We start from the raw sequence: 20601 nt of genomic DNA on the forward strand, positions 1-20601 counted from the left end.
ACAAAGGAGGGAACCCTTCATGGCATACAGAAAGCTAGGACGTACAAGCGCACAAAGAAAAGCTATGCTTCGTGATTTAACAACTGATTTAATTATCAATGAGCGCATCCAAACAACAGAAACTCGTGCGAAAGAACTTCGTTCAACTGTTGAGAAGATGATTACTTTAGGAAAACGCGGTGACCTTCATGCACGCCGTCAAGCTGCTGCATATGTTCGCAACGAAGTAGCTAATGCAGAAAATGGTCAAGATGCACTTCAAAAACTATTCTCTGATATTGCTCCTCGTTACCAAGAGCGTCAAGGCGGCTATACTCGAATCATGAAACTTGGACCGCGCCGCGGCGATGGTGCACCAATGGTTATTATCGAGTTAGTTTAATAAAACTCACAGACAACAAGGGCGCTGGACAGTTTAGTAACAAACTTGTTCTCTGCCCTTTTTCTGTAAAGAGGCGGTTTTTTAGCAAAGATATTGTATTCTTTGCAGGAGCATAATTCTGCTCACACTGCCCTTACGATGCGGACCAAGCCAAAAAGAGTGTTATGATGAGCGCACCTCTTAACTTTTTAAGAGCCCTTTAAGATTTGAAGGAAGGAGCCACTCTCCTTTTTGCGACTCGTCTAGCTCATGCACCTCTCCCGTTTTTTATATTTAAATATATATACCAGCTTTTAGAAGCACTGCCCTGGGAAGAGGTGCAGGCTTTTTTTGTATCTGTTAGATTAGCATAGTTGAGATTTGGTGAGGGGGGAAATGCTGCGATGAAAAAAGAAATTGTGTCACTTAAAGATGTGACTTTTCAATATGATGGCCAAGAGCGGAATGCACTGAATCAGGTTTCTTTTGATATTTATGAAGGGGAATGGCTTGCGATAGTCGGTCATAATGGGTCCGGTAAGTCTACAATGGCTAAACTGCTAAATGGTTTACAATTTCCAAAAGAGGGCCGCGTAACTGTATGTGGAATTGAACTCAATGAAGAAAACATTTGGGAGATTCGTAAAAAGATTGGAATGGTCTTTCAAAACCCTGATAACCAATTTGTTGGGACTACGGTCGAAGATGATGTGGCTTTTGGTTTAGAAAATATGGGCATCCCACGGGAAGAAATGATACATCGGGTTGAGGATTCATTAAACAGGGTGAAAATGGATCAGTTTCTGAGTCAAGAGCCCCACCATCTTTCTGGCGGCCAAAAACAGCGGGTCGCAATCGCCGGAGTACTGGCTTTAAGACCAGCTATCATTATTTTAGATGAGGCGACTTCCATGCTTGACCCAAGAGGCCGTGAAGAGGTATTAGAAACAGTAAGGGCTCTAAAGAATGAAAAGTCACTTACAGTCATCTCGATAACCCATGATTTAGAAGAGGCTGCAAAAGCTGATCGGATGATTGTGATGAATAAAGGTGAAGTTTTTCGCGAAGGCACCCCGGATGAAATTTTTTCAATGGACGAGCAATTGATTGCATTAGGATTGGATATACCATTTTCCGTAAAAATGACAAAGGCATTTCGTGAAAAGGGGATTCAGTTATCTAAGCACTATTTATCGGAAGAAGAGTTGGTGACAGAGTTATGGACATCTCGCTCTCGCATGTAGATTACCGATATCAGGCCAATACACCGTTTGAACGGCTTGCTATCCAAGATGTATCAATCGATATACCGTCAGGCACTTATACGGCTATTATTGGGCATACAGGCTCAGGTAAATCGACCGTCTTACAGCATTTAAATGCACTGCTTGTCCCTTCGGAAGGAAGAGTTACGATTGGTGACAGGGAGATTAAAGCTCACAAAAAAAATAAAGACTTACGCCAAGTGAGAAGACGGGTTGGGATTGTATTTCAATTCCCAGAACACCAATTGTTTGAAGAAACAGTTGAGAAGGATATCATGTTTGGGCCCATGAATTTTGGCGTTTCTGAAGCTGAAGCAAGAATTCGGGCGCAGCATGCATTGAAACAGGTCGGACTAGGGGAAGAGATATTAGTTAAATCTCCGTTTGACTTATCGGGCGGCCAAATGCGCCGGGTAGCTATAGCAGGCGTTTTAGCCATGGAGCCTGATGTGATTGTCCTTGACGAACCAACGGCTGGACTGGACCCGAGAGGCCGAAAAGAAATCATGGACATGTTTTACCAGCTTCACCAAGAAAGACAATTATCAACGATATTAGTTACCCACAGCATGGAAGACGCTGCCAGATATGCGGACCGAATTGTCATCTTGCAGGGGGGGAAGGTTGTTAAGAAGGGAACACCGGAAGAAATCTTCTCATCACCAGCTGAACTATTGCAGATGGGGCTGGACGTACCCGAAGTAGTTCGTTTTCAACTCAAGCTTGAAGAAAAGTGTGGAATGAATTTTAACAAAATCTATTTGTCTATTGAGCAATTATCTTCTGCTGTTGCGGAGCAGTTAGGGCGGGGTGTTAAATCATGATGGAGAAAATGATTTTTGGCCGTTATGTCCCTGCTGATTCTGTGCTTCATCGGATGGACCCACGATCCAAATTAACCATGATATTTTTGTTTGTCTGTATTATCTTTCTTGCAAATAATTGGCAGACTTATACGATTATTGGCCTTTATACTTTTTTAATGACTGGGTTATCCAAGATTCCGGTGCGTTTTTTATATGGCGGACTGAAACCGGTAATATGGCTGGTCGTCTTTACGTTTCTTTTGCAGTTGTTTTTTACAAGGGAAGGAACTCTTGTATTTCACTGGGGAGTGATAAAAATTTATTCTGAAGGGATTAAAATGGGATTCTATATCTCTTTCCGATTCTTCTTTCTCATTTTAATGACCTCTCTATTAACGTTAACGACGACCCCTATTGAAATTACCGATGGTCTTGAATCATTATTAGGGCCGTTAAAAAAGATTCGTTTTCCTGTGCATGAAATGGCATTAATGATGTCGATTTCCTTACGATTTATACCGACTTTGATGCAGGAGACCGATAAAATTATGAAGGCACAAATTGCCAGGGGTGTAGAATTTGCCAGCGGCCCCATTAAAAATCGAATTAAGGCGGTTATTCCCTTATTAATTCCGTTATTTGTCAGTTCTTTCAAGCGGGCAGAGGAGCTGGCGGTTGCGATGGAAGCAAGGGGTTACCGGGGCGGTGAAGGAAGGACTAAATACCGTCTATTAAGCTGGAAAGCGGCGGATACCCTGCAGCTGATCTTCTTAGCTGTTATCACGGTTCTGCTTATTTTATTTCGTTCCTAATGGAGAATATGATGCAAAGATATAAAGCAATTGTCGCATATGATGGCACAGACTTTTCAGGGTATCAGGTCCAGCCTCATAAGCGGACAGTCCAGTCGGTGCTGGAAACTGTTCTGGCAAAAATGCATAAAGGTCATGAAGTAAAAGTGTCGGCTTCCGGAAGGACGGATGCTGGGGTCCATGCGAAGGGACAGGTGCTTCATTTTGACTCCCCCCTTTCGATACCTGATGAGAAGTGGGTTATTGCCTTAAACTCATTGCTTCCGGATGATCTATCCATTCTTAAGGTTGAAAAAGTTAAAGAATCCTTTCATGCCCGTTTTGATGCAGTTGGGAAGGAATACCGCTACAGACTGCTCTTGTCTAAAAGTCGAGATCCTTTTGAATGCAGGTATTCGTATCGCTATCCCTATAAACTGAATATTGAAGCAATGCAGGATTCATGCAGATATCTAGTCGGGGAGCCGCATGATTTTACCAGTTTTTGCTCCGCAAAGACAGAAGTTGTCGATAAGGTCCGGACAATTGAAACGATTGATTTTTTAATGGACGGAGATTTGCTGACAATCCGATTTGTTGGGAATGGATTTTTATATAATATGGTCCGTATTTTGGTAGGGACGCTGCTTGAGGTGGGCTCTGGCGAACGTGTTCCGGAGGATCTGGAGGAAATCTTAAAGAAGAAAGACCGGCGTTTTGCAGGAAAAACAGCCCCTGCACATGGGTTATATTTGTGGGAAGTGTTTTATTAATGTTTTTGATCAATTTGCTGAAGGTTAATTAATAAATAGTAAAAGGCGGCGAAGGGGCAATCTGTTTTTAAAACAACCTAACCTGGTGTAACATTTTCTTGACAATTTAATGCCAAGTATTTATTATATTATATGTGTGTGTTTTTAATCCCACGATAAAGCCCCGGAAAGTCTTAATCGTGATTGAAAATATAAGGTTTGAAATTATAGCTGCACAATGGCATAACGTTCATTCCCGGAACAGAATCGGACGTAAATTGCTTATAATAGTGCGAAAACAATAATCTTAAGGATTTATTTAGGAGGGAAACTCATGCGTACAACGTTTATGGCTAATGCCAACAATATCGAGCGCAAATGGTACGTAGTTGATGCTGAGGGCAAAACTCTTGGTCGTCTTGCAACTGAAGTAGCATCAATCTTACGCGGTAAACATAAACCAACTTATACACCACATGTTGACACTGGTGATCATGTTATCATTCTTAATGCTTCTAAAATTGAATTAACTGGTAACAAAATAAATGATAAAATCTACTATCGTCACACTATGCATCCAGGCGGTTTAAAACAAAGAACTGCTCTTGAAATGCGTACAAAATATTCAGAGAAAATGCTTGAGCTTGCTATTAAAGGTATGCTTCCAAAGAATTCTTTAGGACGCCAAATGTTTAAAAAATTACATGTGTATGCAGGCAGTGAGCATCCACACCAAGCACAAAAACCTGAAGTTTACGAACTTCGCGGTTAATTAAAAGGAGGGACAAACTATGGCACAAGTTCAATATATTGGTACTGGTCGTCGTAAGAGCTCAGTCGCACGTGTGCGTCTAGTTCCAGGTACAGGCAAAGTTGTTGTTAACGGACGTGAAATTGAAGATTATATCCCATTTGAAGCTTTACGTGTTGTTGTAAGACAACCATTAGTTGCTACTGAAACTCTTGGCAGCTATGATATTTTCGTAAACGTAAAGGGAGGCGGCTATACAGGTCAAGCTGGCGCAATCCGCCACGGTATTGCTCGTGCATTACTTCAAGCTGATCCAGAATACCGTCCAACATTAAAACGTGCAGGTCTATTAACTCGTGACGCACGTATGAAAGAGCGTAAAAAATACGGTCTTAAAGGCGCCCGTCGTGCACCTCAGTTCTCAAAACGTTAATTTATCGACGTTCAAAGACTCTCAGCCAACATTGGCTGGGGGTCTTTTTTCTTAAAGCTCTGTTAAAGAGTGGTGTTGATTTTTTATAACCCTGTTGATTGTAGCGGAAGGCACGAAGACGCCTGTGGGAGTAGGTGCCAGGGGAGACCCCCGCAGGCGTTAGCGCCGAGGAGGCTCCACGGAACGCGCAGTGCCTGGAGCGAAAATCAACAGCCAAGTTTAACATAGCCTTTCTTAAAAATAGCTTTTGACCACGAAAATATTTTTTCACCATAACTCCATAACTAGATGTTCTTTTAAAGCTTTTGCTTTAAGAAATCTACCACTAATTCGTTAAATAGAACTTCATTGAAATAGGTTCCTTTAAAACAAGTGTAAATAGGAATAATTTATTCAAGCGTGCTTCGTTAAGGGAGCAATACTTTATTACCATCTTCAAAGTAAAATAGGCTATTACATCTGTGGCAACAACCTAAAAAAATCATATTTTGGTGAAGAGAGTACTCGTGGTACCGTAAAGTTTACACAAATAGACAAATACCTTCGTTTCGACTCTCTTTTCAGGTGCAGCCTGTTGAATAAATAAAAAGGGGAGGACAAAATGCATAATTTTCAGTCCGATTTACAATCATTAGGGATGGATCATTATCAAGTTGGTGAATTAATTCCTATAGACCCTCAGAGCCAAGATCCGCGTATGTTTGGAATGCGCTGCGGAGGATTTCGCTGCGGAGGTTTTGGTTGTGGCGGTTTCCGTTGTGGCGGTTTTGGCTGCGGAGGTTTCCGTTGCGGCGGCTGTGGCGGCTGCTTCGGCTTCAGCTGTTTTGGTTTAGGTTTCGGTTTTAGCTGTTTTGGCTTCGGGTTTATTTAGTTATTTTGGAGACTCAGAAAAAAATCGGTATTGGATGAAAACAAAGTGCCTCCTGAATGAATGTGCCGCAGGAGGCACTTCTTTATGGTTAATCATATTGGACAAATAAAAGTACATAAAATGATAATGCATAATTAGGTTCGATCTGAATGAAGGAGGAGCTGAATGACAAAACTTAACTCGTCCACACGTTTAAAGGTCAAAAGAGATACATTTTATTTGCCGGATCCAAAAGGAGGTGTGTATTTTAGAAATAATTTAAACTCTTTACGAATGGAAGGAAATACGATTTACCAATGGATTGAAAAATTAGTGCCGATGTTTAACGGGGAGCAATCATTGGGAGATTTAACAGCGGGATTAACAGCTCCGTACCGCAACAGGGTATATGAAATTGGAGAAACGTTGTACAAGAATGGCTTTGTTCGAGATGTCAGCCAAGATAGGCCGCATGATTTAAACCCAAAAGTCCTAGAAAAGTATGCTTCACAAATTGAATTTATCGAGAATTTTATGGATTCCGGTGCATACCGTTTTCAAGAATACCGTCAAGCTAAAGTTTTAGCTATCGGTTCTGGATCCTTTATGGTTTCACTGGCGGCTGCTTTATTGGAATCGGGACTTCCTAAATTCCATTTCATGTTGACCGATTCAGTGCCAACCAATCAATTGCGGATTAATGAGCTGGTACGCAATGCCTGGCATGTTGACCCTGAAGTGGAGGTTGAGCAGGTACAATTTGAAAAAAAGGACGGAAGGAATTTTTGGGAAGAAGCTTTGCATCCATATGATTGGATTCTATATGTCTCTCAGGTTGGAAATGTAAAGGAACTTCGGGATTTGAATATGGTTTGCAAAGAGCAAAGGAAAGTATTTTTTCCTGCCATATGTTTAGACCAATCGGGGCTTGCAGGTCCATTGGTTCATCCGGACTCAGATGGATGCTGGGAGTCAGCATGGCGCCGAATCCATCAGTCTTCATTGCAATTAGATCGGCAGCCGCAATCTTTCTCTACAACTGCCGGAGCGATTCTGGCCAATGTTACCGTATTCGAATTTTTTAAGAAGGCTGCAGGAATTGCAGAATCCAATCAGAGTAACCAAATTTACAAACTAGATCTTGAAACGCTGGAAGGAGACTGGATTTCGTTCATCACACATCCATTGGTTACAAATATTAATGTCTCACCTAGACTGGTAGAAGATCTTGATGTAAGGATAAAGCAAGAAAAGAGTAAAAAAGAACCTTCGAGTAACCTTTTGGAATCCTTTAGCCTATTAACTTCGGAAGAAACAGGGATTTTCCATACTTGGGAGGAGCGAAACTTGATACAGCTCCCTCTTTCGCAGTGCTATGTTCAAGCGGTTAATCCAGTGTCAGAGGGACCGGCAGACCTCCTGCCAGAAGTAGTCTGTTCGGGATTTACACATGAGGAGGCAAAGCGGGAAGCAGGACTGACTGGTATTGAAATGTATGTTTCACAAATGATCAAAGAATGCCGTGATCAAAAAGAGAAGGCTTGTGAAAATATACCAGAGGGTTTGATTGGAATTGGTGCAGGGGAAACAATCGAAGAGGCAGTTTGCCGCGGCTTGCAAGCCTATTTAGAGAAAGAATGGAGAAATAAAAAGGACGATCAGCTGAATCCAATTTTTCACGTACAATTGGAAGAAATTGAAGATCAGCGCTGCAGATTTTATTTAAATGCCCTGACTACCCTAAATGGTGTACCGACTATCGGTTTAGAAAATGAAATACTAGGCTTTCCCGTAATATGGGTAAAGTCGAAGGGGCGCCGATATACTAGTATTGGTTTAAAAACAACGCTGGCTTTACGGAGTGCATTACAGCAAGCACTTTTGGATAAACAAAATCAGGGGGATGCAGCCGAAAGGAGATCGGAGTCAGCTGTTTTGTTGAAAGAAAGGGAATTTAAACTAAGTATCCCTTCATGTAAAGAAATAACACAATTGGAGTTATTGCAATCTTCCATTCAGGTCTTGAACCAAAGCAGCAAACGCTTAATCGTTTATGATCTTACGTTCGAACCCTTTTTAAAACAAGTATTAGCAGGGGTGTATGGTGTGCAGGTTCGAGGGGAGGAATCCTAATGGCCGCCCGGATTCTTATTGCTGGAGAAGGTTTATTAGCGGATTATGTTTTTGATCAATTGTCCGGGAATTATCTCGTAAAGCGTCAAAGCCTATTTGAAGAGGTTTTCGAGGAAACGAAATTAGCTCTGGTGCTGCACGATGGATGGCACCCGGCCATTCATCAAAAAGCGGAGGAAAAATTCAAGAACGCAGGTATCCCGTGGCTTCGGGGTTTCGTTACATTTGGGGAAGGAATCATTGGACCGCTGGTTTGCCCCGGAAAACCGGGATGTTCTTGCTGCGCTGACATGCGGCGTATGATAGCTGGATCCGACCGGAAAGAAATGTGGCAGCTGCATTTAAAGCAGGCAGCAGGAGAAGATGTAATGCAAGATGCATGGGTGTCACGAATGGGACTTTCTCAAATGGCCGCATTGATATGTAACGAAGTTCAAAAGATTCTTAAAGGTGAACCGAGTAATTTAAAAGAAAGAATATTCATTACTAGCCTAAGGACGTTAACCAATGCTAGTCATCTTTTCTTGCCTAATCCCTTGTGCCCAATTTGCGGTTTATTACCTGATGATACACCAGAATTAGCTCAAATTAGGTTAGAATCTAGTCCTAAATTAAATGGCAGCGGTTATCGCAGCCGTCCGATGGATGAATTTAAAACAGTACTGGTCAAGGACTATCTGGATTTTCGTACTGGTGTTATGAACGGGAAGATGCAGGATTTTACGCTGCCATTTGCTGATGTTTTAGTAAACATGCCGTTATTTGAAGCGGACGAGGGAGTCGCCGGCCGGTCTAATTCATATGAAATGAGTGAACTGACAGCGATTTTAGAGGGGTTGGAGCGATATTGCGGGATTGAGCCCCGAGGCAAAAGGACAGTAGTTCGTGATAGTTTTCATAATTTGAAGCAGCATGCACTAAATCCTGCAAGAGTTGGTTTGCATGAAAAGGAACAATATGAAAAGCCTCATTTTCCGTTTAAACCGTTTCGTCCTAATGAACCAATGAATTGGGTCTGGGGCTATTCGTTTTTACAAGAACGTCCCATACTAGTTCCGGCGTTACTCGCCTATTACAGTTTGGGGTATGGGGAGGGCTTTGTTTATGAAACTTCCAATGGATGTGCTTTAGGGGGGAGTTTAGAAGAAGCGATTTTCCATGGCATTATGGAGGTTGTCGAGAGAGACTCATTCTTGTTAACGTGGTATGGCCAACTTCCCCTTCCGCGGCTTGACCTTAGTTCGGCTGACGATAAAGAATTACAGCTGATGGTCGAACGTATACGTGAGGCGGCGGGATATGATCTTCATTTTTTCAATTCGACGATGGAACATGCAATACCAAGCGTGTGGGCGGTGGCAAAAAACAGAAGATCCAAGGGTGTAAACCTCATTTGTGCAGCAGGAGCAAGCCTTGATCCTGTAAGGGCTGTAAAAAGCGCAATTTATGAACTAGCGGGAATGATGGTTAGGCATGACGAAATATTGGAGGAAAACCAGCAGAAATATCAACATATGTTACAGAATCCGTTCGCAGTGCGTACCATGGAGGATCATGGTTTGCTCTACGGACTGCGGGAGGCAGAGGAACGGCTGAATTTTTTATTGGATGATCAACGTCCGTTACGTACGTTTGCAGAAGAATTCAAGGAGCCTCCTGTCCATACTGATTTGTTGGAAGATCTTCAAGATATCCTTCAAAGGTTCAGACAGTTAGATCTGGAGGTCATAGTGGTGGACCAAACGACACCGATAATCAAACGGAATGGGTTATTCTGTGTGAAGGTTTTGATTCCTGGCATGTTACCGATGACATTTGGACATCACCTGACCCGTGTGAAAGGGCTGGAAAGGGTACTTAAAGTGCCAACGAAGCTCGGATTTATAAAACAACCGTTAACGTATGAACAGCTAAATCCACATCCCCACCCATTCCCATAGTTGAAAAGCAGGAGGTGTAAGATTGGAGCTAGAAACATTTATACATCATCTTCACTTTAACACGGAAAAAATCTTTCCGTCAGATTGGCAGGTAGATTGGGAGGATGCACCGCTTCCCTATAAACTGTACCGCGGCTTACCAGAGATTCCACTGATTGCAGATGTACCGTTAACACTGAGTGGACGGGAGGCTCAGTGCGAACCTAGTCTTAAGGAGCTGGGTCATTTCTTATGGTATGTATACGGTCTTACTCAATACTCACAATCTGCTTTAATAGAGGAAGACAAGGAAAAAGCTGCTGTGAGTTATGCCCAGTTATTCCGCAGATTTGTACCCTCTGGCGGGGCGTTATATCCCAATGAATTATATGTGTATGTAAAGCTGAGTGATGCACCAATGGGAATTTACCATTATGATGTCGCCCATCACCGCCTTCTTTTGCTGCGAGAGGGAAATTACGATTCCTACTTATCCAGATGTCTTGGGAATAGCTGTGATCTTTCTGGCTGCTTCTGCACCGTTTTTCTCTCAACGCTTTTTTGGAAAAACTTTTATAAATACAATAACTTTTCCTACAGGCTTCAGGGATTAGATGCAGGCGTGTTAATTGGGCAATCTTTAGAAGCAGCCAATACGATGGGTTTTTCAACCCGGTTATGCTACCAATTTCTTGATAGGGCTATTAATCATTTGCTGGGACTGTCGAATCAGGATGAAAGTGTATATGCAGTTATTCCATTATCTGTTAAGAAATCAATTGATAATGTTGAAAACGATCATGATAAAGAGGAAATTATTTCTGCAGCTGAATTGTGCCGAGAAGTTCCACCTTTGGAGCATGTTACCTACAACCGTTCAAAGAGAGTAATGGATTATCCTCTGCTAAGAAAATTGAATGAGGCATCCATGTTTGAAACAACACAGTCATTTGTGAAGATAAAAAACAATCAGAGTTTGAAACGGTCCTTAGGCACAGAGATGATCTTCCTTCCCCGTGCAGAGTGCTTTTCGTACAATCTCGCATCTGTTTGCAGGGAGCGGCATTCTCCAGATGTCGATTTTATTTTAGGAAAAGTGAGTCAAACACAACTATCTACTTTGTTAAAAGAGACCTTTTCCTTTTCGTATCAGAATGACCTTGATGACGCCAAAGGGCATGTGGAGAACCGTGTGTCATTATATGGCTGTTTTTACAACGTGGAAGGAGTTCCGAATGGTGCCTACGCTTATAATTATGGCACTCATGCACTTGAGAGGATCATGCAGGGCGATTACCGGCATATTTTACAATTTGGCTTAACAATGCCCAATGTGAATCTGTATCAAGTTCCGCTTTGTATGCATGTCGTTGGAGATACGGATCACCTCAAAAAGGAATTGGGGTATAGAGGATACCGCATTCAACAGATGGAAGCGGGTATACTCGTCCAACGTCTGCTTTTGGTGTCGTGTGCCTTAGGGATGGGGGGGCATCCACTGCTCGGGTTTGATTCGAACCAATGTGATGAACTTTACGGGATTCATTCGAAAGGGAAAACCAGCTTGATCCAAATCCCGGTGGGTCCATACCGTCCTCGCGCATGGTTAAAAGGGAGTTTGTACAGCTAGGAAAGGGCAAGTTCACCTCTGTGTTATTAAAATAAATATTACAAACAATCAAAAGGCTCACAACCGAAATTTGGCTGTGGTCTTTTTTATATTATATTAGGGATTCTTTTTACAAAAATAGGCATTATTCTCCGTCCTTGTCCCAATCAAATTATTAGTTTAAGCCATAAAATAAAGGAGTTAAATGAAGTAAGGAGGGGTAGAGATGGGAAAGAAATCTAAAAAGCAAACAGGCATTTCAAATCAAGTTATTTCATCCATTGTCAGTGATGTACTTGCCAAAAATGGAATTAATCCTAGTGAGGTAACAATCTCTGATGAGAAGAGGAAGGAAATTAAGTCTGTTGTCAGTAATTTAAATAAACAAGTAAAGGCATTTGCAAGCAATGAATCTAAAAAAATGAAGAAAAGTAAATAGTCCTAAAAGAGCCCGCTTTTCAAAAAATAGGCAATTTATAGAGGGGATTAGTACAAGCCTTCAAGGAGCAGCTGCCGTATTATATATCACTACTGAAAGGGGGTGTTATGATGGCTCGTAGAACATTTACAGGCGGCGGATTACCAGCCGGAACTGGTGCAGGCGCTATGACAAACATGAATAATAGCAATACAAATGTACGACAAACTGGGAATCAGCAGATTACAACAAACCAAACATCTAATGAATCCATCCAAGTTAGATCATCTTCCAATGTAACTGTAACTTCAACAGATACAAAAGCAGCGGTTTCACTTCAAATCGGTTTACAGCTGGCAATTGTATTAGTATTAACGGCTGCTACTGGAAACTCCTCACAAGCACAAGCTGCAGCACATGATCTAGTGCAGCGGATCAATTCAACACAAAGCAGTACGCAAACAATCCTCGTTGAAAATTCTGCAACTGTAACGATTACAACTGTGGATGCCGAAGTAGTAACAAATACTCAAGCATTATTACAAGTCCTCCTAGAGTTGGTAGCTAGATTGGGTTTATAGGTTCTCCTTGAATACAAATGGACAAGGCTGCAGCTGTACACTGGTTTAAGAAGTCTCTAACAGACACCTTTGGTCAGAAATTGACCAAGGGTGTTTCTTATGGAGTTTTTTCAAGTATCTGGTTCTTTACTGCATAAAGAGCCGCCTGAGTCCTGTCAGCCAGTTCAAGTTTTGCTAACAGGTTTGACACATGGGTTTTAACTGTTTTTTCCGTTATAAATAAGGCGGCTGCGATTTCCTTGTTGCTTTTTCCCTTAGCAATTTCCTTTAGAACCTCTAACTCTCTTTTTGTTAATTCCTCGATTAAATTTTTCCTCTGGCTATCTTGATTGGATAAATTAGCCATAAGAAGGGAGGTGGCTGTCGGATGAAGCTGGTTTTCCCCGTTCATCATTTTTTTTATAGAGGTGACAAGCTCATCTGGCTGAATGTCTTTTAACTGGTATCCGGATGCCCCTGCTTCTAGTGCAGGGATCACGTGGTCTTGGTCTGAAAAACTGGTTAACATCATAATTTTCGTTTTAGGCTGTGCTTTTTTAATGCTTTTTGTTGCTTCAATTCCATCCATTTCGGGCATTACTAAATCCATTAGAATGATATCCGGATTAAGGGATCTTGACAGTTCTACAGCTTCCTTTCCATTTGCTGCTTCCCCTACAATCTCCAGGCCCGGCTGAGTACGCAGAAAAAAGACTAAACCTCTTCTGACAACATGGTGATCATCAGCAATTAATATACGTATTTTCACTTTTCAAAACTCCCCCTAGATTGGCATGCGAATTTGTATTTCTGTCCCGCTTCCCAGCTTGCTTCTTAATTGAAAGGAACCATGTAATGATTCTGTTCGAGCTTTCATACTTTTTAAACCTAAAGAGGGGATATCAGCATTTTCTTCGTAATGAAAGCCGCAGCCCGTATCTATGATGGCCAATCCCACTTCATTACCGCAAGTTTGAAAAATAAAGTTCACATCGGAAGTTTGTGCATGTTTTTTACAATTAGCTAACGCTTCCTGGCCGATTCGCCATAAGGTTTCTTCCACTTTTCCAGGGATAGTGCCAGCACCGATCACTTTTGTTTTTACTTTTAAACCCAGCATATCCCCGTAACTCCTTAATGCACTTATTAATCCATTTTCCAATCCATGGGGCCTTAACTGCCAGATTAAGGCTCTCATTTCTCCAAGCGCCTCTTGTGATAAATCCTGGATATAGCGGAATGTCTGCTGGACTTCCGGGTTTGTTGTCATTTCAACGCCTGCTCTTGCGGTAAGACTCAGGGAAAATAACAGCTGGTTCACGGAATCGTGCAGGTCTCTTGCCAGCCGGTTCCGCTCGGCAATTAAGGCTGTTTCCTGTTCCCTTTGGGTCAATTTGATCCGTTTTAAGGCAGTTCCAATCTGGTAAGCTACTGCTTCGAGTAATGCAAGCTCATTCTTTTCAAAATGCGTTTTAAAAGGTGCCCCGACATTTAAAATCCCGAATCGCTCATTACCAGCCCTAAGCGGCACTGTTGCATGATGGGTGAGGCCGCAAGTTTCCCCGGCATTCTCTTCCACCGCCTCTTCAATTCGCTTGCACTCAATAATATTGGTGGCCTTCACGAGCTGCTGATTTTTATATCTATTGACACACCAGCAGTCACCCTGGCACATCCTTTGATTATGATTATGAGCTAAAACAGGAGGCAGGGCTTCAGAAGCTGCAAGCTGATGACTGCCATTTTCGCCGATTAAAAAAATCCAGCCTGTTTTTAGTCCGGTCACATGCAAAAGTTTCCTCAATACTACTGATAAGACACTTTCTGTATCGGTTCCCTCATTTAAAAGCTCGGCAATTTCCTTTAAGATGCTGATTTCCCCGTGGTCCGGTTCGATAGACATCAAATTCTCCTCCGCCTCGAAAATAATTAATTTTATTATACATTATTTGAAATTATTAGACTTCTTGTTGGGAATATTTATTTTTTCATTGCAATTCCTTAAAATGACTAATTAGCCAAAATGGGTGTAAAAATAGCCAAAGTCATTGGAAAATCAGCCAAAAGGAATAAAGAAATGACCAAAACCACCTGAAAAATGGCCAAAACTCATTTCCTCAAAAAATCTCTTCACAGCATTAAATTCATATCTCCAAATTAATGCCATAAATCCCTCATTTCGGTTGCAGTCACTACGATAAAATTTGGCAATTGAAAACAGCTGCCACTTTTGCATGTCTTGTGAACCCAGGTTAAAGAATAGTGCTAAGAGGTGAAAAAGAGTGACTGTTATTACAACCTTTAAAGAAAAACGGCGTGAAAAGCAGATTAAATATGAGCGTTCTGTGTTACGAGAGTTATCTATTAATGCTTTAAAAGAGAGAGTGCAGCAATATTTTGGTTCTACGAGAATCGCCTCCAGTCTGCTGATGAATGCAGGCATTGAGGAAGCCTGCTATGATGTGGCACTTGAGGCCTATTTGCTAGGTGCCAAGTTCAGCAAGTTCGGTTATTATGGCGAAGATATGGAAAAGGTCCGTATGCGCTGTTATCATGAAGAAAAACATTTAATCGATACCCTGTATAATTTTTTATTATATTGGGGCAGCGGACATGAGGGTGCTATGAGCGAGGCACTTTATTACCAGTGTGAGCAATATGTACATGTATGGTGGCGTGAGGGATTTGAAAAAGGACAAATGCGCCATAAACTGCGGCTTCATTAATTTAACTCTGATAACAATCATTTCTTCCTGTTCTATTTTTTATTCTTGTCCCATATATTTTACTGTTTAGTGAAGAGCGGGAAGGAATGATTTGGTTGTTAAAGCGCAGATGGAAGGTAATTAGCTTTTCAATTGGATTAATTATTTTATTTTTTATTTTACAGCATGATTTTTCAGAAAATGACTCATGGAAAACATGGAATCTTCCTTTATCAGGGAAAATTATTTTGCTTGATCCAGGACACGGCGGTCCGGACGGCGGAGCAGGCGGCGGTGACACCTTGGAAAAGGACATTGCTCTAGACATTACTTTAAAGGTCAGGGATTATTTGCAGCAGCAAGGAGCCCTCGTTGTCATGACAAGGGAAACAGATAGAGATTTATCTGATCCAAGTACAAGGGGATACAGCCGCAGAAAAGTGGAGGATTTGAAAAAAAGACTGGAAATGATCAATAACTCTGATAATGATTTCTTCGCCAGCATCCACTTAAACGCAATTCCATCTGCCAGGTGGAGCGGTGCCCAAACTTTCTATGCCCCTCATCATGAGGAAAATGCCCGCGCCGCTAAATTTATTCAAGAGGAACTCCGCAATAATTTGGAGAATACAAACCGAAAGGCAAAACCAATCAATCAGGTATATATATTAAAACATGCCGAAAAACCCGGGGTGCTCGTGGAGGTTGGATTTTTGTCAAATCCAGCAGAAAGAGAAAATTTAAAAAAGGATTCTTATCAGATAAAAATAGCAGAATCGATTTACAGAGGAATCCTGCGGTACTTTACAAATGAGAAAGAGTTAAAAGAAACAGAGTAATGGGGGGAGTCATTCCTTCCTTTTTTTTTATAAGGTTTTTAATGTTTCAATAAGGATTACATGTGATTCAAATAACTGTTTCTAAATCCGATTATGGTATACTAGAAGGTGGAACCGAATTCATTAGTGAGGTGTATTTCATGTTAACAGAAGATAGAGTCCGTGAGGTTGTTGGCAGCCTTAAAGAACCATTTTTACATACAGCATTATCTGAATTAAATGCGATTGAAGAAGTTAAAATTAAGGAAGAAAAGAATCATGTTAGTGTGAAAGTCCTGGTTGCTAGAACAGGGACAAGCGAACAGCTGCAGCTTCAGACCCAAATCGTTAATGTATTGAAGGAGGCAGGTGCGGCAACTGTCGGTATTCGTTTTGGCCAGCTTCCGGAAGAAGTAGTTGCTGCAAACCGCAACGCACATCCAGAAGAAGAGGAGAAGAACCTGCTAAACTCTAACAAGACACAGTTTATCGCTATTGCCAGTGGAAAAGGCGGGGTGGGTAAATCCACTGTATCTGTCAACTTGGCTGTTGCCCTTGCCCGTCTGGGAAAAAAGGTCGGCTTAATTGATGCTGATATCTATGGCTTTAGTGTTCCGGATATGATGGGAATCAGCAAACGGCCAGTTGTTCGCGGAGAAAAAATTATTCCGGTAGACCGTTTTGGTGTACAAGTTATTTCTATGGGTTTCTTCGTGGAAGATAATGCACCGATTATTTGGCGCGGTCCAATGCTGGGCAAAATGTTAAACAGTTTCTTTAATGAGGTAGAGTGGGGCGACGTCGATTACCTGCTATTAGACTTACCTCCAGGTACAGGGGATGTTGCCTTAGACGTGCATACGATGCTTCCGCATTGCAAAGAAATTATCGTTACCACTCCACACCCAACGGCAGCGTTTGTTGCTGCCCGTGCCGGTGCTATGGCTCTTCGGACTGAGCATGAAATATTGGGTGTCATTGAAAACATGGCTTATTTTGAAAGCAAGGTCACAGGTGAAAAAGAATATGTATTTGGCCGCGGCGGCGGTGATAAATTAGCCGAGGAATTAAATACGGAAGTCCTTGGTCATCTGCCTCTTGATCAACCGGATTGGAATGAGGAAGATTTCGCCCCATCTGTTTATCAAGAAGATCATCGTCTTGGGAAAATTTATTCTGAGATTGCAGAAAAAGTAGTTGACCGCTTGAAATAAAGAAAAAGCCTCTTCCCGATGAAATGGGAGGAGGCTTTTAAATTGGGTTACGATTCGCCGCCTGTTTCATTGGAGCTTTGGCCGGCATTATTTTTATCACTATTAGCATCTGCTTTTGCTTTCGCATCTTCCGCGGCTTTTAAGAGGAATTCCTGCATTTTTACTTTAAACAATGGGCTGTCCATTGTTTCTTGTATCACCTTTTTAATATGATCGCGATATTCTTTGCTTTTCATTGCATCTGTCATTTCTTTTTGAATTTCAGGTTCTTTAAATACCTGAATCATCATATTTCGATAATCGGGATCATTCATCAAATCCTTCAGAAGTTTTTCATTTTCTGCCTTTAAATGTTTGGCAACACCCTGAGCAAATTTCGGGTCGCTATAGGTCTTTTTCCAAAATTGCGCCGCTTTGTCAGAGGTTAAGGTTTGTTGGATTGTATCTGTAATGACTTTTTGATCCATCACAAGTGAGTGTTTCATGGAATCATCGTCCATAAGATCTTTGATGGCTTTCTTCCCTTCATCGGTTTTAAGAATATCGACGACCATCTTTTTTGTTTGGTCATAATCAATTTGACCCCCGCCGCTTGTATCATTGGAAGAACAGCTTGTTAAAATCATCATGATGGGTAGGAGGAGCAGTATGCTTTTCACTCTCATTGGTAAGCTCCTTTCACAGAAGAATTCCTTAATTTTATAATGAAGAAATAACGGGAAGATTATTCGTCTGTAACGCAAATTATGGATTTTTCTTATTGTGATTGGTACAATCAGGGAAGGATTTATTGCGAATAAACTTTAACTGGCAAGCTGGGGGGTCAAATGCTGGTAAAAGCCCGATTATTTACTAATATTCAGCAGGTGATACATAAAGCTTTCGCTGATTGAAGTTTCACTTTACTTTTATTGGAGGTTTATACGTGTGACAAGCCGTAATTTGGTAAAACTTTTTTGGAAAACTTTATTAGTAGGCGGGGTCACAACGGTGATTGTCGGATTAATTGTACGCTGGCATGAACTGGCGCCTTTTTTCACTGGTTTTAAAATAATTGATATTATTTCAGCTATTGTCTGGCTGTTTGTAATGGGTTTTCTTTTTAGTGTGATCAGCCAATTAGGCTTTTTTGCTTACTTAACGATTCATCGTTTTGGATTGGGGATTTTTAAATCAGTTTCCCTTTGGAATGCCGTCCAAATTGTCCTGATTTTGTTTGGATTATTTGATTTGGTCTATTTACGTTATACGAATTTTGCCAATTCCGGCGAATCGCTGATTCCGTATTTTGTTCCGGCGCTTGTTTTAGCCTTTATCGGAGTTTTGACAGCTCTAGTAAAAAGCAAGGAAACCAATCGAGAAGCATTTATTCCGGCAATGTTTTTTATGATTGTCGTGACATTAATCGAATGGGTACCGGTACTCCGAATCAACTCAAGCAACTGGTTTTATTTAATGTTGTTTGCACTATTGGCTTGTAATGCATACCAATTATTAGTTCTTCATAAATTAAATGCGAAATCTGCACAGGAAAGACTAGAAAGAGCTGGCCGCAATGCGGGAGCGGGAAATACACCTGTTAAGCAGAAAAAAAATCCAAAAAAATCTACTGTCTAATTTAAAAAGAAGAAGGAGCATGCGGGGAAATTCCCCCGTATGCTCCTTTTTTCTACTGGTAGTTAGACGATGCTGATTGAAGTTTCACTTATCTTATTTCTTTTGAATTGGCTTGACCGTTTGCAATCATTTCCGAAACAGATACGAGCTTTAAGTTTTTGCTGCGAATCTCTTGTAAAATTAATGGCAAGGCTTTTTCGGTCTGTTTCGCTGAATCGGACGCATGAAGAAGGACAATGGATCCGTTATCTGCTTTCTTTACATTTTCAACAATTTTCGCTACTCCCGGGCTTTGCCAATCCTTCGAATCGATACTCCAATGGACAACAGTGTATCCATACCTTTTTGCGATTTTTAAGGTTCGCTCGTCAAAATGGCCGGTAGGGGCTCTTAACACCTTTATATTCTTAACATTCAATTTACGAAATGCCTCCTGGGCCTTTGAAATATCCTGGCCGATCTTTGCATCCTCGAGTTCGGTATAGTCTTCATAGTTATAACCAAGAATCCCTATTTCGTATCCCTCTTTTGCTATACTGGCAACAATGTCAGGATGTCGTTCCGCCCAAGACCCTGCCAGAAAGAAAGTGGCGGCCTTTACGTTTTCCTTTTTTAATGTGTCTAAAATGGGTTCGGCCTTTTCATCTCCCCAACCGATATTAAATGTCAGGGCAACTCCATTTTCACCGCGAAAAACAGCTTTAGGACCTTCCTTTGTCGAAAAGACAGGTATTTGAGTTAGATTTTCGATATAAAGGAACCATGCTGTAAAAAAAGCTGCGATTAAGATAAGGGCTACATTCTTTAAAGCCTTTCCGTTTAAAACAACAAAAAAATTCATTCAAAATCCCCCGCCTTGTCCAAACTATCCTTGTCTCAAATCTATGCTCATTTTTTCTAAATATGATCAAAGAATTTTAATAAAACTCTCAGGAATTGGAAAAGACTACTATAACAAAAATTCCATGGAGGTTATTTAATGTTTGGACTAATCATAAATGAAAAAGAAATCAAAGAAATGGAATATCTGCTTAAAAGAGAAATGGATGAGATTTTATTTGACCTGGGTGATGATAGAATTGACCATATTGTAAAAAGAGCAATGGAAGAGCGATATCAGGTGTTATTTGCTTTATTTAAACGTGTAGCTGCACCTAATGAATGTATAAAATACATTAGGAATGGAAAGAAAAATCAGCTTAAAGGATAAAGTAATAAATTTTTTATAAAACATAGTTGACATTTATATTTTAACTTGGTATATTAATAAACGTCGCTGCTGGGCATCAGAAAAACAGCTTGAAAAAAGTTGTTGACACTGTTGAATGCAGCTGATACAATAACAAAGTCGCTTTAAGTTAGAAGGTTTAAAATAGCCTGCAAATAAGCGGTTTGGTATTATATTGTTCTTTGAAAACTAAACAAACAAAAACGTCAACAAACAATAATCATTCATTTCTTAAATGAGATGAAGCCAACGTAAATTTTATGAGCTAATCAACTCAACTTTTTTGGAGAGTTTGATCCTGGCTCAGGACGAACGCTGGCGGCGTGCCTAATACATGCAAGTCGAGCGAACTTTTGGGAGCTTGCTCCCAA

The 20601-nt window shown here is 41.0% G+C and carries 22 protein-coding genes and 1 rRNA gene; 19 read left to right on the top strand and 4 right to left on the bottom strand.

Going from position 1 to position 20601, the window contains the following annotated elements; all coding sequences use genetic code 11:
- Window positions 1-19 precede the first annotated feature (19 nt).
- The 13 genes from rplQ (at window position 20) to M3183_RS18630 (ending at window position 12669) form a co-directional block, all read left to right on the top strand.
- A complete protein-coding gene (gene rplQ / locus M3183_RS18570; protein ID WP_251472041.1) occupies window positions 20-382 on the top strand; it encodes a 50S ribosomal protein L17 in 363 nt (120 codons plus the stop codon).
- A 383-nt stretch (window positions 383-765) separates the two neighbouring features.
- On the top strand, window positions 766-1605 hold the full coding sequence (locus tag M3183_RS18575; RefSeq protein ID WP_251472044.1) for an energy-coupling factor ABC transporter ATP-binding protein: 840 nt from the start codon (window positions 766-768) through the stop codon (window positions 1603-1605).
- A complete protein-coding gene (locus tag M3183_RS18580; RefSeq protein ID WP_251472046.1) occupies window positions 1581-2450 on the top strand; it encodes an energy-coupling factor ABC transporter ATP-binding protein in 870 nt (289 codons plus the stop codon). Before M3183_RS18575 ends, M3183_RS18580 begins: the two co-directional genes overlap by 25 nt.
- A complete protein-coding gene (locus M3183_RS18585; RefSeq protein WP_251472048.1) occupies window positions 2447-3244 on the top strand; it encodes an energy-coupling factor transporter transmembrane component T family protein in 798 nt (265 codons plus the stop codon). Before M3183_RS18580 ends, M3183_RS18585 begins: the two co-directional genes overlap by 4 nt.
- 11 nt (window positions 3245-3255) lie before the next feature.
- Entirely contained in the window at window positions 3256-3996 is a 741-nt protein-coding gene (truA, locus tag M3183_RS18590) for a tRNA pseudouridine(38-40) synthase TruA (protein ID WP_251472067.1), read from the top strand.
- A 313-nt stretch (window positions 3997-4309) separates the two neighbouring features.
- Window positions 4310-4747, top strand: coding sequence for a 50S ribosomal protein L13 (rplM, locus tag M3183_RS18595; protein WP_251472049.1), 438 nt, complete (start codon window positions 4310-4312; stop codon window positions 4745-4747).
- Window positions 4748-4766: 19 nt separating this feature from the next.
- Complete coding sequence (gene rpsI / locus M3183_RS18600; RefSeq protein WP_251472050.1) at window positions 4767-5159, top strand: 30S ribosomal protein S9; 393 nt, start codon at window positions 4767-4769, stop codon at window positions 5157-5159.
- A gap of 601 nt (window positions 5160-5760) precedes the next feature.
- The gene (locus M3183_RS18605; RefSeq protein ID WP_251472051.1) at window positions 5761-6030 is read left to right on the top strand and encodes a heterocycloanthracin/sonorensin family bacteriocin; all 270 of its coding nucleotides are present in this window, start codon (window positions 5761-5763) and stop codon (window positions 6028-6030) included.
- A gap of 165 nt (window positions 6031-6195) precedes the next feature.
- Complete coding sequence (locus M3183_RS18610; protein WP_251472052.1) at window positions 6196-8142, top strand: putative thiazole-containing bacteriocin maturation protein; 1947 nt, start codon at window positions 6196-6198, stop codon at window positions 8140-8142.
- Entirely contained in the window at window positions 8142-10082 is a 1941-nt protein-coding gene (locus M3183_RS18615) for a TOMM precursor leader peptide-binding protein (RefSeq protein ID WP_251472053.1), read from the top strand. Before M3183_RS18610 ends, M3183_RS18615 begins: the two co-directional genes overlap by 1 nt.
- Window positions 10083-10104: 22 nt before the next feature.
- Window positions 10105-11691, top strand: a complete 1587-nt coding sequence (locus M3183_RS18620; protein ID WP_251472054.1) for a SagB family peptide dehydrogenase — start codon at window positions 10105-10107, stop codon at window positions 11689-11691.
- A 205-nt stretch (window positions 11692-11896) separates the two neighbouring features.
- Window positions 11897-12109, top strand: a complete 213-nt coding sequence (locus tag M3183_RS18625) for a hypothetical protein (protein ID WP_251472055.1) — start codon at window positions 11897-11899, stop codon at window positions 12107-12109.
- Between the two features lie 110 nt (window positions 12110-12219).
- Window positions 12220-12669, top strand: coding sequence for a spore coat protein (locus M3183_RS18630; protein WP_251472056.1), 450 nt, complete (start codon window positions 12220-12222; stop codon window positions 12667-12669).
- A 97-nt stretch (window positions 12670-12766) separates the two neighbouring features.
- On the opposite strand, the gene M3183_RS18635 is transcribed toward M3183_RS18630, so the two are convergent.
- Window positions 12767-13417 carry a response regulator gene (locus M3183_RS18635; protein ID WP_251472057.1) on the bottom strand — a complete coding sequence of 217 codons (651 nt, stop codon included), beginning with the start codon at window positions 13415-13417 and terminating at the stop codon, window positions 12767-12769.
- Window positions 13418-13432: 15 nt separating this feature from the next.
- Window positions 13433-14551, bottom strand: coding sequence for a GAF domain-containing sensor histidine kinase (locus M3183_RS18640; RefSeq protein ID WP_251472058.1), 1119 nt, complete (start codon window positions 14549-14551; stop codon window positions 13433-13435).
- Between the two features lie 379 nt (window positions 14552-14930).
- On the opposite strand from M3183_RS18640, the gene M3183_RS18645 reads away from it, so the two are divergent.
- The 3 genes from M3183_RS18645 (at window position 14931) to M3183_RS18655 (ending at window position 17385) form a co-directional block, all read left to right on the top strand.
- Entirely contained in the window at window positions 14931-15374 is a 444-nt protein-coding gene (locus tag M3183_RS18645) for a YbaK family protein (RefSeq protein ID WP_251472059.1), read from the top strand.
- Window positions 15375-15460: 86 nt separating this feature from the next.
- Window positions 15461-16192: an N-acetylmuramoyl-L-alanine amidase CwlD gene (gene cwlD / locus M3183_RS18650; RefSeq protein WP_251472060.1), complete on the top strand. Its 732-nt coding sequence runs from the start codon at window positions 15461-15463 to the stop codon at window positions 16190-16192.
- A gap of 140 nt (window positions 16193-16332) precedes the next feature.
- Window positions 16333-17385, top strand: coding sequence for an Mrp/NBP35 family ATP-binding protein (locus tag M3183_RS18655; protein ID WP_251472061.1), 1053 nt, complete (start codon window positions 16333-16335; stop codon window positions 17383-17385).
- Between the two features lie 47 nt (window positions 17386-17432).
- On the opposite strand, the gene gerD is transcribed toward M3183_RS18655, so the two are convergent.
- Window positions 17433-18050, bottom strand: coding sequence for a spore germination lipoprotein GerD (gerD, locus tag M3183_RS18660; RefSeq protein WP_251472062.1), 618 nt, complete (start codon window positions 18048-18050; stop codon window positions 17433-17435).
- 262 nt (window positions 18051-18312) lie between these two features.
- On the opposite strand from gerD, the gene M3183_RS18665 reads away from it, so the two are divergent.
- Entirely contained in the window at window positions 18313-19002 is a 690-nt protein-coding gene (locus tag M3183_RS18665) for a KinB-signaling pathway activation protein (protein WP_251472063.1), read from the top strand.
- A gap of 88 nt (window positions 19003-19090) precedes the next feature.
- Here M3183_RS18665 and pdaB read toward each other — a convergent pair whose 3' ends face one another.
- Window positions 19091-19843 (bottom strand): polysaccharide deacetylase family sporulation protein PdaB, encoded by a 753-nt coding sequence (gene pdaB, locus M3183_RS18670; protein WP_251472064.1) that lies wholly within the window; start codon window positions 19841-19843, stop codon window positions 19091-19093.
- Window positions 19844-19981: 138 nt separating this feature from the next.
- On the opposite strand from pdaB, the gene M3183_RS18675 reads away from it, so the two are divergent.
- Entirely contained in the window at window positions 19982-20212 is a 231-nt protein-coding gene (locus M3183_RS18675) for a hypothetical protein (RefSeq protein WP_251472065.1), read from the top strand.
- Between the two features lie 298 nt (window positions 20213-20510).
- Window positions 20511-20601: ribosomal RNA gene (locus M3183_RS18680) — 16S ribosomal RNA — on the top strand; the annotation flags it as partial.

It is taken from the genome of Neobacillus mesonae (assembly GCF_023715155.1).
Taxonomy (GTDB): Bacteria; Bacillota; Bacilli; order Bacillales; family Cytobacillaceae; genus Neobacillus; species Neobacillus mesonae_A.

Excerpts from the sequence above, each read along its gene's own strand:
- rplQ (WP_251472041.1), top strand. The coding sequence starts at position 20 with ATGGCATACAGAAAGCTAGGACGTACAAGCGCACAAAGAAAAGCTATG.
- M3183_RS18575 (WP_251472044.1), top strand. The coding sequence starts at position 766 with ATGAAAAAAGAAATTGTGTCACTTAAAGATGTGACTTTTCAATATGAT.
- M3183_RS18580 (WP_251472046.1), top strand. The coding sequence starts at position 1,581 with ATGGACATCTCGCTCTCGCATGTAGATTACCGATATCAGGCCAATACA.
- M3183_RS18585 (WP_251472048.1), top strand. The coding sequence starts at position 2,447 with ATGATGGAGAAAATGATTTTTGGCCGTTATGTCCCTGCTGATTCTGTG.
- truA (WP_251472067.1), top strand. The coding sequence starts at position 3,256 with ATGCAAAGATATAAAGCAATTGTCGCATATGATGGCACAGACTTTTCA.
- rplM (WP_251472049.1), top strand. The coding sequence starts at position 4,310 with ATGCGTACAACGTTTATGGCTAATGCCAACAATATCGAGCGCAAATGG.
- rpsI (WP_251472050.1), top strand. The coding sequence starts at position 4,767 with ATGGCACAAGTTCAATATATTGGTACTGGTCGTCGTAAGAGCTCAGTC.
- M3183_RS18605 (WP_251472051.1), top strand. The coding sequence starts at position 5,761 with ATGCATAATTTTCAGTCCGATTTACAATCATTAGGGATGGATCATTAT.
- M3183_RS18610 (WP_251472052.1), top strand. The coding sequence starts at position 6,196 with ATGACAAAACTTAACTCGTCCACACGTTTAAAGGTCAAAAGAGATACA.
- M3183_RS18615 (WP_251472053.1), top strand. The coding sequence starts at position 8,142 with ATGGCCGCCCGGATTCTTATTGCTGGAGAAGGTTTATTAGCGGATTAT.
- M3183_RS18625 (WP_251472055.1), top strand. The coding sequence starts at position 11,897 with ATGGGAAAGAAATCTAAAAAGCAAACAGGCATTTCAAATCAAGTTATT.
- M3183_RS18630 (WP_251472056.1), top strand. The coding sequence starts at position 12,220 with ATGGCTCGTAGAACATTTACAGGCGGCGGATTACCAGCCGGAACTGGT.
- M3183_RS18640 (WP_251472058.1), bottom strand. The coding sequence starts at position 14,551 with ATGTCTATCGAACCGGACCACGGGGAAATCAGCATCTTAAAGGAAATT.
- cwlD (WP_251472060.1), top strand. The coding sequence starts at position 15,461 with ATGATTTGGTTGTTAAAGCGCAGATGGAAGGTAATTAGCTTTTCAATT.
- M3183_RS18655 (WP_251472061.1), top strand. The coding sequence starts at position 16,333 with ATGTTAACAGAAGATAGAGTCCGTGAGGTTGTTGGCAGCCTTAAAGAA.
- gerD (WP_251472062.1), bottom strand. The coding sequence starts at position 18,050 with ATGAGAGTGAAAAGCATACTGCTCCTCCTACCCATCATGATGATTTTA.
- pdaB (WP_251472064.1), bottom strand. The coding sequence starts at position 19,843 with ATGAATTTTTTTGTTGTTTTAAACGGAAAGGCTTTAAAGAATGTAGCC.
- M3183_RS18675 (WP_251472065.1), top strand. The coding sequence starts at position 19,982 with ATGTTTGGACTAATCATAAATGAAAAAGAAATCAAAGAAATGGAATAT.